General features: G+C 26.2%; 12 protein-coding genes and 1 pseudogene. 11 read left to right on the forward strand and 2 right to left on the reverse strand.

Features of this window, described 5'->3' with window-relative positions; translation table 11 throughout:
* Both HNP67_RS06195 and HNP67_RS06200 read left to right on the forward strand, forming a co-directional pair.
* Positions 1-468, forward strand: a 468-nt coding sequence (locus tag HNP67_RS06195) for a coiled-coil domain-containing protein (protein ID WP_184125621.1), incomplete at its 5' end; no start/stop codon positions are given.
* Positions 469-574: 106 nt separating this feature from the next.
* Positions 575-997, forward strand: coding sequence for an Mlp family lipoprotein (locus HNP67_RS06200; protein WP_184125623.1), 423 nt, complete (start codon positions 575-577; stop codon positions 995-997).
* A 36-nt stretch (positions 998-1,033) separates the two neighbouring features.
* Here HNP67_RS06200 and HNP67_RS06205 read toward each other — a convergent pair.
* Positions 1,034-1,995 (reverse strand): annotated as a pseudogene (locus tag HNP67_RS06205) (ERF family protein).
* A 380-nt stretch (positions 1,996-2,375) separates the two neighbouring features.
* Here HNP67_RS06205 and HNP67_RS06210 point away from each other — a divergent pair.
* From HNP67_RS06210 to HNP67_RS06240, 7 genes are all read left to right on the forward strand, one after another.
* On the forward strand, positions 2,376-3,473 hold the full coding sequence (locus tag HNP67_RS06210; protein ID WP_184125626.1) for a plasmid maintenance protein: 1,098 nt from the start codon (positions 2,376-2,378) through the stop codon (positions 3,471-3,473).
* Between the two features lie 10 nt (positions 3,474-3,483).
* Positions 3,484-4,026 carry a DUF226 domain-containing protein gene (locus HNP67_RS06215; RefSeq protein ID WP_184125628.1) on the forward strand — a complete coding sequence of 181 codons (543 nt, stop codon included), beginning with the start codon at positions 3,484-3,486 and terminating at the stop codon, positions 4,024-4,026.
* Complete coding sequence (locus HNP67_RS06220) at positions 4,023-4,778, forward strand: ParA family protein (RefSeq protein ID WP_184125630.1); 756 nt, start codon at positions 4,023-4,025, stop codon at positions 4,776-4,778. The genes HNP67_RS06215 and HNP67_RS06220 overlap by 4 nt, the downstream gene beginning before the upstream one ends.
* A gap of 43 nt (positions 4,779-4,821) precedes the next feature.
* The gene (locus HNP67_RS06225) at positions 4,822-5,400 is read left to right on the forward strand and encodes a chromosome replication/partitioning protein (protein ID WP_184125633.1); all 579 of its coding nucleotides are present in this window, start codon (positions 4,822-4,824) and stop codon (positions 5,398-5,400) included.
* Between the two features lie 12 nt (positions 5,401-5,412).
* Positions 5,413-5,778: a Bdr family repetitive protein gene (gene bdr / locus HNP67_RS06230; RefSeq protein WP_184125635.1), complete on the forward strand. Its 366-nt coding sequence runs from the start codon at positions 5,413-5,415 to the stop codon at positions 5,776-5,778.
* A 475-nt stretch (positions 5,779-6,253) separates the two neighbouring features.
* On the forward strand, positions 6,254-7,579 hold the full coding sequence (locus HNP67_RS06235) for a DUF244 domain-containing protein (protein WP_184125637.1): 1,326 nt from the start codon (positions 6,254-6,256) through the stop codon (positions 7,577-7,579).
* 52 nt (positions 7,580-7,631) lie between these two features.
* Positions 7,632-8,057: a DUF261 domain-containing protein gene (locus HNP67_RS06240; RefSeq protein ID WP_184125639.1), complete on the forward strand. Its 426-nt coding sequence runs from the start codon at positions 7,632-7,634 to the stop codon at positions 8,055-8,057.
* Positions 8,058-8,062: 5 nt separating this feature from the next.
* On the opposite strand, the gene HNP67_RS06245 is transcribed toward HNP67_RS06240, so the two are convergent.
* Entirely contained in the window at positions 8,063-8,839 is a 777-nt protein-coding gene (locus HNP67_RS06245) for a tyrosine-type recombinase/integrase (protein WP_184125641.1), read from the reverse strand.
* Between the two features lie 436 nt (positions 8,840-9,275).
* On the opposite strand from HNP67_RS06245, the gene HNP67_RS06250 reads away from it, so the two are divergent.
* Both HNP67_RS06250 and HNP67_RS06255 read left to right on the forward strand, forming a co-directional pair.
* The gene (locus tag HNP67_RS06250; RefSeq protein WP_184125643.1) at positions 9,276-10,328 is read left to right on the forward strand and encodes a hypothetical protein; all 1,053 of its coding nucleotides are present in this window, start codon (positions 9,276-9,278) and stop codon (positions 10,326-10,328) included.
* 125 nt (positions 10,329-10,453) lie between these two features.
* A partial coding sequence (locus HNP67_RS06255; protein WP_184125645.1) for a DUF603 domain-containing protein occupies positions 10,454-10,979 on the forward strand: 526 nt, incomplete at its 3' end.

Genomic DNA, 10,979 nt, shown 5'->3' on the forward strand with positions numbered 1-10,979 from the left:
GAAAATTTAGAAAAACAATTTGGCATAAAGTTTGATAATCTTATTTCTGAAATTTCTTATGTAGAAAAGAATTTGCAAAAAGATATATCTAATCTAGACATTAAGATTGATGCCGTAGAAAAGAATTTAAATCTAAAAATAGATAATTTAGACACTAAGATTGATGCCGTAGAAAAGAATTTAAATGCTAAGATTGATACCGTTAAAAATGAATTAAACGCTAAGATTGATGCTGTAGAAAAGAATTTGCAAAAGGATATATCTAATCTAGACATTAAGATTGATGCCGTAGAAAAGAATTTAAATGCTAAAATTGATACTGTAGAAAAGAATTTAAACGCAAAAATAGACAATGTAGAAAAAAATTTAATGTCTCTTACAGAAATGCTTAAATGGGTATTAGGAATTATAGGAGCAATGTCTATAACAATGATAGCAGGGCTAATATTTGCCTTCATTTCTAAATAGCTACTAATTCACTTAAAGAATATCAATTCAAATAATAATTGTTTATCCAATATTTAATATTAATAATTGATTTATTAAATATTATTAATAAAAAAACGGAGTAACAATGAAAATCATCAGCATATTATTTTGTTTATTTTTGATCATGCTAAACAGCTGTAATTCTAATGATACTAATACTAGCCAAACAAAAAACAGGGTAAAACGTGATTTAGCCCCAAAAGAAGTAATACAAGAAAAACCCAAATCTAAAGAAGAACTACTTAGAGAAAAGCTATCTGATGATCAAAAAACACGCCTTGACTGGTTAAAAACTGCTTTAACTGATGCTGGAAAATTTGATACATTTTTACAACATGATGAATCTAAAATAAAAACAGCGCTTGATCATATAAAAAGTGAACTTGATAAATGTGATGGGAATATTGAAGGGAAAAATAACTTCAAACCTATGATTCAAGGAGCCCTTAACAAGGGGACAGATATAGATAATTTTGCAAATAATGCAACTACTACATGCAATTCCTAATAGCTAGCAGCCCCCAAATAGGGGGCATTAATATTGCTATGATGCAAATATATAATCAAATTGTTTATCTTTTTTTAAGACACTAAAGAATATTAGTGGACTAGCACCATAAATAGGTCTCTTAAACGACATAAACTTTTCAAAATCCTTTAAATCCTGCAATTTATTGTTTTTCTTGAAATAGTCTTTTATAATCTCTGCCCAATAGTTTATCTTCTTAAACTCTTTATTCTTTTTAAAATGCTTGATTAAATCAGCTTCAATTTTCTTGATATACTCAATGTTATGGGGTCTATTTTTTGAATAAACCCTATTTTTTGAATAATTGCATTTATATTATCTTTTGTTATAGGGCTATTTACCCAATTTTTTATGTTAGACAACGCTTCTTTAAAAATTCCATAGTAATAATACCTATCAATTTTTTCAACTTCTTTTTACTCTTGACTATTCTCTTTTTTTCACTCTTGCTTTTGATTAACACTAAATTGTTTACTAGTCATAGAATTTCCATTTTCATAATTATTGTAAATAGGCGCTGCATCAATATCAACTTCACTTTTTATATGAAGACATGCAACTAAAGCATACCTTTTGACATAAGTAATACCTGAACCAAACAGCTGATACACTGTATTTGTAACTTTAGAACCATTCTCATTATTGTATTGTAAATTTTCTGTAAGCATTGGTATATCAAATGATTCTTCATATCCAGTACTTGTACTGTAAAATGGGGTCCTAATAACATGCTCCTTTTGACCATCTACAAATTTAGATATTGGATATTGCCCAAAATCAAGCTCCAAATTGTACTTTTCAATAACGTTTTCAATTTCTTCTACTATGTCATTGAAATCCTGATATTTGTATCCATATCCTTTAAGACTTTTATCAATCCCTGGTAAATTCATTTTTAGGGTTTTTATATCTTTTCTGAAACTTATTTTTGCTTGAATATTTTCTTGTTGATTATTTTTATTTGAAAGATTTTCCATCTTTTTTCTCCTGTTTGTTAATAACAACTATATAGCAAAAACTATTTTTGACAACTTTTTTACAAAAATTTTTGTAAAAAAATAGGGCTTAGCTAAATTCTCTATTATATCCTAAAGAACTTAGTTAAACCCTAATCTTTATTTTTTGCAAATTAACAAACAGGTAGTTAAAACTGAAAAATGTTCAAATAACTACGCTACTTGTAGTATAGTCTAACTTAGAATTAAAATCAATTTATATTTTTACCAAATTACAAAAAACATATTAATTTAACAAAATTAATAATTGAAATTTAATATTTTTTTAGAAAAGTATTTACTTTTAAATCAAAATTATGCATTATATTACTTAATAAGTATTAACAAACAGGAGAGAAAATATGGAAGATTTTCTAAATATCACAAAAATTCCAACTTGCCACAACAAACACCAACACAAGTTAATATCTCTTACTTCAACACTAAATTACCTAAACAAAAAAGATAAAAAATACACACAACAAAACATACTCTACTACTTTAATGGAAATCTAAAAAGAAATGGTCTAGCTCCCACCACTTTAAGAACAATGCAAAATTATCTTTATAAATTAGAAAAAGTACTAAAAGTTACAACGAATTACTACCAACATATGGGAGTAAATTGTGGAACTGAAATTTACTATAAGCTAAAGTATCCCAAAAAAGAATGTTACCATAAAATAAACAAGTACTTTAAAGAGCGAAAAAACTCTAGATTTAAATCTAGAGTTAATAACCATTTTAAAGACAATGTTTCTAAAAATGGTAGTGTAAATTTAGTGGAGTGTTTAAATAATAAAAATAATATAAAAGAAGAAAGAAAGATTAACCAAAAAGAAAAATATCAAATAAAAAATTATTTCAATAATTGTAACTTTAAAACGAAAGAAGCTCTTTCTATTCTGTATTTAAATACTGATAAAGATACGAAGATTGAGATAATGAAAATCTTAAAACTAAATGAAATTGCCCTAATAAAAAGGTTTAATATAAAAAAATCTTGTTTTAAAGAAAAACAAAACACATTAAAGAAAATTCTAAACAACACTCAGAAAGAATTCGAAAAAAATGGATATAATTCGGAGCAATTAAAAATAAATTTCCAAAAAGTATATGAAATTTACAAATTCAAGCCCCATTTTATTATTGAAAATCACAAATATAGCGATTTAAACAACATAAAACGGAAATTGGAAAAGTCGATTGAAATAAAAAAAGAAAATTATCAACAAAATTATCAAAATTTAAAGGAAAACATTCTAAATATCCTTATTGAACAACTAAAAAAAGAAACAAATATTGAAATTCTAAAGCCCATTATCAAAGAATATTTGAATAAACAAAAGAAAATAGAATACAATAAAGTATTTGATACATATTATCTTGAATTATTAGAAATAATAAAAAATGAAAAAAATTCTTTAACTGTAGAAGAATTTTACATAAAGGCTGTATGAGGATTTAAATATGGAAAGTGCACCAGAACTCATTGAAACTATAAAAAAAGGAAAATGTAAAGTTGAATGTCAAAACAAAAAATGCTTTATTTTAATTGAAAAAGAAAATGGCAAAGCAATGTACCATACAAAAATAATGATAGACATTTGCAAATTTATAGTTTATGAGAAAAAACACGAATTTAGATTATCATTAAGAGTCCTATTTAATGGAGAAAGAATTGTTGAAGAAACTTACTTATACCCAATTAAAGAAGGGGATAAGTTTGTTGATATTTTTTATAGCTACAGAAAACCAATCAAAAAACCCTTAATAAAGTACCAAATAAATGGGACTAGAAAAGCATATGCATTAGCAAGGATATATTATATGGAATTTAGATTTAAAGCCGGAAGTGGTTTCTGCTATTTTAAAGGATTATATCGTTTATTAGATAAAAAAACAAACAATCACTACAACAAAGTTTTATTTAGTATGTTTGCGGATTTAGAACAACAAGTATATAAATTTTATGGGAAAAAATACCCGGAACAAGGACCGTTAATAAAATGAATAATAAAAAACCTAAAGTAATAACAATAGCGTCAATTAAGGGTGGTGTTGGTAAAAGCACAAGTGCAATAATATTTGCAACTTTGCTAGCCCAAAAATATAAAGTATTATTAATAGATATAGATACTCAAGCATCCACCACTAGTTATTATTATGATGATATACAAAAATCCAGTATAGATTTAAGAAAAAATAATATATATGAAGTTTTGATAGAAAAATTAGATATCAATCAATCAATCATTAATGTAGCAAATAATTTAGATTTAATACCCAGTTATTTAACTTTACATAGTATAAATGCTTTTGGTTATAAGCACACTTTTGACGAGTTTAGATTAAAAAAAGAGCTTAAACATATAGATGTTAGTTATAATTTTATTATAATTGATACTCCCCCAAGTTTGGATTTTACTTTAACCAATGCTTTAGTTTGTTGTAACAATGTAATTGTACCCTTGACAGCAGAAAAATGGACAATTGAAAGTTTTGACCTTTTGAAATTTTTTATGAAAAAAATAGGAATAGAATTGCCTACTTTTTTTATAATAACGAGATTTAAGAAAAATAATACACACAAGCAATTGTTGGAAATGTTAAACTCCAAAGAAAATTTTTTAGGAATAATATCAGAAAGAGAAGATTTAAATAGAAGAATTGCAAGTAATTCTTCTTTTGATTTCCAAATGGATTATATAAAAGAATATAAAAATTCATTAATGAATTTTTATACAAAATTAAAATTATTTTAATTATACGTTCATCGCGTTGAACTAATAACTAAGGAGGCTTGTTATGAAAAATAATACAAAATTAATAATTAATAAAAGGGATATTGATTCTGAAGGGAATGCATTACTTGTAGATTCTTCTAATGTTGGTAAAAATAATGTTGAAATAGATCGTTATAATACTTTGAAAAAGAAATTATATGTAAACCTTAGAGAAGGAGTTTCTAATAAAGTAGAATGTATGAAAATCTTAAAAGAAATTAAAGATAATGAATATTATAAACTTGATGGGTATAAAAGTTTTGATGCTTTTATAAAAGATTATGATGTTGCAAAAACTCAAGCATATAACTATTTAAAGATTGCTAATGCAATAGAAGCAGGGATTATTGAAGAACAATATGTATTAGATAATGGATTTAGACTAATATTAAGTGTATTGAAAGACAAAGAAAGTCCAGTGTTGAAAAAATCTAAACAAAATTCAATAAAACCGTTAAGATTTCAACTTAAAACCCAAGAAAGTTACGATTTTTACAAAAGCAATGCTAAATTTACAAGTTTTATGATGCAGGATATTTTTGAAAATCAAAAAGATTTGATTAATAAACTTTTAAAAAGATATAAACAGCTAAAAGGATAATAAGAGGATTTTATGCGAAGTTTAGCATATAAAACATACAATATAGAAAGTATAAAAAATGAATTTTTAAACATAGGGTTTAGTGAAGAAGCAATAGATTTTGTTTGTCTTTATAATGACAATTACAACTTTGAATTTTTAAAAGAAAAAATAATCGATGTAGAAAGAAATTTGAGAAAAAATATCTCTAATTTAGATACTAAAATAGATGATGTAGAAAAAGCCTTGCAAAAAGATATCTCTAGTTTAGATACTAAAATAGATGTTTTAAAAAACGAACTTAATGCAAGTAATAAAACAATACAAGTAATTTTAATAATGGGAATAAGGCTTGCCCCAATTATTTATTCTATATTCAATAAGTATTTTTTCAATTGAGAATTATTCAAATTTTGTAAAATATTAAGTTAGTATATAGCTTAAAAGTAAAACTTATTTAAATCCTCTTGTATCTATAATAATTTTTGTAAATAAGTTGACAAAAAAGTTTTTGAATTATTATATTTATTTATAATAAAAATTATAGGAGGAAACTTAGCCCATTTATGTTATTATAAATCCGAATTAACTTGGGCTTAACTAAGTTCTTTTGTTTGAGAATATAGGTAAGCTCTTTTTTTGTAAAAATTGTTATAAAAAGTTGATAAAAATAGTTTTAGCTATACATATGCATATGTATAGCTAAAAAAGTGTATTGCTATCAAAAAAATCCAATTAAGTTGGGTTTAACTAAGTTCTTTAGGATATAATAGAGAATTTAGCTAAGCCCTATTTTTTTACAAAAATTTTTGTAAAAAAGTTGTCAAAAATAGTTTTTGCTATATAGTTGTTATTAACAAACAGGAGAAAAAAGATGGAAAATCTTTCAAATAAAAATAATCAACAAGAAAATATTCAAGGAGAACTCAAAATGATAAGTGTTAATCAACAAAGTTTTACTGGATGTGAAATATTTGAGGAAAAATCTTCTCCCATTAAAGAAAAAAGTAAGTTAAGCAAGATAGGTAAAAAATTACCCGGAATAAGTAGTCAAGAGTGTTTTAGATTTAATCGAAATATTGATTTTAGCGTACAAAGAAACAAGCTTGATAAATACGGTGCTAGTGAAGTAGGTAGTATTCTAATTGGTGGTGCAGGATTAAAAGACTTAATAATGAATAGAGTGCTTAAATATTTTGGTATGAGCATGCCTTTTGAAGAGAATTTGTATATGCTCAAGGGCAAAGAGTTAAAAAATTTAGGATTTAGAGAATTTGTTAAATCACACGGAGATAATATTTCTATTTTGTATAAAAACAAATATGCTAATGGTGTTGATAAGTATAATTATTTCAAAAAAATGGGTAGTGTAGAAACTTTAGTAGGCTCAACAATTGATGGCTGGTTTATTAATAATAATGGAGATTTAGAACTTTTAGAGATTAAGAGCAGTGATTCTAATTATATGAGCAGTGCTATTGCGGAGTACAATAAAAATGGCAATTTTTTAAGTAGTAAATATTTTTTCAAATATTATGTGCAGGCGCAAATGCAGCTAGCATGTACCGGTCTTGAGCATTGTAATTTATTCTTTTTAATCGACGCCGCACCAGTTAACTGCAAAATAAAGAGAAATGAGTCTTTAATATTAAAAGTGCTTGAATTTGTTAGGAAATGCGAAATGGAAGTTTTTAATTTGAGAAACGATATTTTTAGTAACTATAGAGATGAATATTTAATGGCATACAATTTTAACAAGGATACGTTTATAAAGCTTGTTGAAGATTTAGTAGAAAGGAGTGATTTTTATCGATCTGGAGTTGAGTTTGATTGGGCAAGAGAATTTGTAGAATATGTTGATTGTGTAGACCCTGAAATTACGGATGAGCAAATTGCTGAAAATCTTGCGTGTGATCTAATGGAGATTGATAGCGCAAAAAAAGAATTAAACAAAATGCAAAACGAACATAAAAAAAGAGAAAAGCCCCTTAAAGATTTCATCAAAATGAAAACCGACAATATGACGAATAAATATCCACTAATTGATCAGGTAAATTATAGGTTTAAAGAGTTTGTGTTTACTCTTGATCCTAAGAAAAGGGCAATATCAGATAGATTAAAGGGCCTATTACCAACAAGTGGTACAATATTTTTTCCTAGCAATATAGCATTTGCAAATAATGTCAGTGTCCCCATGTGAATGGGTGCACTGAAAAATTAAAAAAAGCAATTTAACATCGGAGGTTTAGACAATGCTTATTAATAAAATAAAACAAAGTAATAAAGTTTTACGACCAGAAATACAAAAATGGGGTTGTTACTTTTTGTGTCTGCATTACTATACAAGTGTATTTAAGAAACTTGAATTTAATGTTTATGATATAAATGCAGCGTATTACAGATTTATAGGACTTGGATACATTAAGAGTAATTGTTTTATTAAAAATCCATGTATGATGCTTAATTACTATGGAATTAGAAGTAGCGTAAGATATGAATCTTTAAATTATTTGTGTGCTACCAATGAATTTGAAATAAGTGAAGTTAAAATCGATAAAGTTAATGGATTTCACTTTATAGCAACAAAAAATGAAGAAATATTATATGATTCACTTGATTTAAAACCTCGAGGGAAAGTATTTAAAGTAACCTCAAAGCGTATATTTAAACTAAAATAGTTTTACTAAAGTTTAAGGGTATTTTTAATACATTCATAAGCTTGAATTTTGTTTGCAGCAGAGAGTCCATAAATATTATCAATTTCATAAGTTGAAGAATATTTCATAAGTTCTTTAATTTGAAAAGAGTTATAACCATTAGATTTCAAATTTGAAATAAATAAATTTCTACATAAATGAAGTGATTTATTTGCTTTAAATCCTGATTTTTTAAGAAGATTTTTGAATTTTTTAGAAATATGTATAATATCAATTTGGTTATCTTTAAACTTATATTTGGTTTTTTGGAAAAGATAGGTGCGTCTTGTATCAAGATTTTTTTCTTCGAAATGATTTTTGTGAGCTGTTTGAATAGCTTCAAACTCTTCGTAGTTGATAATAATTTCTCTAATACAGGCTATATTTCTTTTTTTTGCAACATTTACTTTTATATTGTACAAAGTCTTCCCCGTTTTGCTTAATAGGGGGGTAATATCTTGCATTTTTACTTTTTGCATTTCAGCACCCCTGCACCCACTTACTACCAGTAGATGTACAAACCATCCAGATATTGGATCAATTTGTTTTAAGGTTTTGACGGATTTTTCAATTAGTTTACTGGTTTTTTTGGTTAAGTAGAATTTAGGAGTTGGTTTTAAAGATTCTTTTTTAAGTTTGGTAGAATTTTTGAGTGAATTTTTAAGAATTTTATTTTCATTGCGTAAATTTTGATAGTCTTTTACCAGTTTAAGGATTAAATCTATATTGTTATTATTTAAATTAAAATAATTATTAATGTCCATAAGACAAGCTCCTTGAACGTGTTACTTTTAAATTAAGTAAAAGTAATAAAAATAGATTAAAATTACAATTTGTATTTTACCAAAAACTAAAAAATTTAGTCAAATTTTGTGTGGTCTCATTGCATACTAAATTTGGGCTTTATAGTAGCTCTAGTAAACAGAAGTGGCAATTTCTAAGGGTGGCACACAAGAAAGATATTATACTTTGTGTAATATATAGCAAAGACTTTGAAATTTAATTTGTATGCATTTTGTAGTCTCTTTTAATGGGCATCGCATTTGCAATGGAGAGATTTTTGAGAGTTGGTTAAAATTACATTTGCGTTTTGTTAATATGTAACAGGGGAATGTAACAAAATTATATATTTAAATCTTTGAAAAATTGTATTTATTAGGCGTTGCGGTATCTTTGAAACCTATGGAGTAGGAGTAAATTATGAATAAAAAAATGATAATGTTAATTATTTATGCTATTTTTGCACTGATAAGTTCTTGCAAGTATTATTCAAGGGGTGAAGATTTAAAACAAAGTGTAAAAGAACAAATTAGGGAATTTTTAGATACAAAAGAAGGAATTGTTTCAGATGATCCAACAGTATATAAAATAGCAGAAAAATTAAAAAAAGAAGAATTAAAGGGTAAAAAAGAAAATAAAAAAGATGTTAATTTAGAAAGTAAAGAAGAAAAAGAAGGCCTAAAGAATGATTTAAAAGATTATAATGATGGTAAAGCATTAAAACCCGAACTTATAGCTTTAGAAAGCAAAAAACCAAAGCTAGAAACAGCAGAAATATTAAAACCAGAATTACCTGAAATGCCAAAATTGCCGGTAGTAGTAAAACCAGCAATTAAAGAAAAAACAGAAGAAGAGAAAGTTAAAGATAGAGAGGCTGAAGAGCTTAGAAGAAGAAGAATAGAAAAATATCAAAAAGAAGAAGAAGAAAGAGAAAAAAGAAAAGAAGAAAGAGAAAAAAGAAAAAAATTAAGAGAATCAGAATCAAGTGAAAATTTCCTTGAGGGAGTAACTAAAGGTATAATTTCAACAGTAGCAAAAAAGATAGATAAGATAACTAGTGATATTGATAGTATTAATCTAGGGTTACCCTTTAAAGAAAGCAGTGAAATATCTGGGGAAAAAGTTGAAGATAAGGTTACGGGCGCTATTTATGATGATATTACTGATATGAGTACACGTAGTACTTCTATTTATTCTGAATGGGGGGATTATCTTGAAGAAAAGGGTGAATTAAAAGGGTTTCTTGACCAACTAGAAGAAGCTAGAAAAGGATTAAGGAATAAAATAAAAGAGCGTGATAATAAGACAAATAAAACTACTGTAAAGATTAGTGATATTAAAGGAGATTTGGAAAAATTAAAAGATTCTCTAAAGAAACTAAAAGAATATCTTCAAAGTGATGCTAATAAAGAAGAAATTCAGAAAATTGTAAAATGTTCAATGGATCCAAGTGATGATAGTTGTGAATGGTAAATGAAATAAATATTAAACACCCATTAATGGGATAAGGAAGTTAATAGTTTGTGTTAATAATTTAATAAATTGCTTTACTATTTAGAGTAACAATTTGTTAATTTTGTTACTCTAAGGGGATATTTTTGAAAAGAGTCAAAAGATTTTTTGATGATTATGTTGCATATTTTAGAGAAGGCTCATTAAGTGACTTAGAAATAGCAGAGAGATTAGGAGTTTCTAAAGTAAATGTGTGGAGAATGAGACAAAAATGGGAAAGAGGAGAAACTTATATAAACGAGGGCTCTAGAGTAACAATTAGTGAAGATACTTTTGAACATCTTTTAGCACAAACTTTTAGATCAGAAGTCAAAGCTAGGAAAATTAGGGGAGAATTAGATGTAGAGCGCGCTAATTTAGAATTAGGATTTATACGTGAATTCAGTCAATATTCTAGTGTTGAGCTTGCTAGTATGCTTTCCAAAATAAAAGATTTAAAATGTAAAATTGATTCTTTATATAAAGAATGTGATAAAAAAAATGCAAATTGTATTAATGAAAATATTGAATCTTTGAGAAGTGAGCTTAATGACCTTATAAAGGAGTGTTCAATAAGGAAAATGGAGCTTTACTATGAATGTATGAAAAGACTTGCTACTGTTCATGAAGCTG

Origin of the sequence: Borreliella californiensis (genome assembly GCF_014205885.1) — a bacterium.
Taxonomy (GTDB): domain Bacteria; phylum Spirochaetota; class Spirochaetia; order Borreliales; family Borreliaceae; genus Borreliella; species Borreliella californiensis.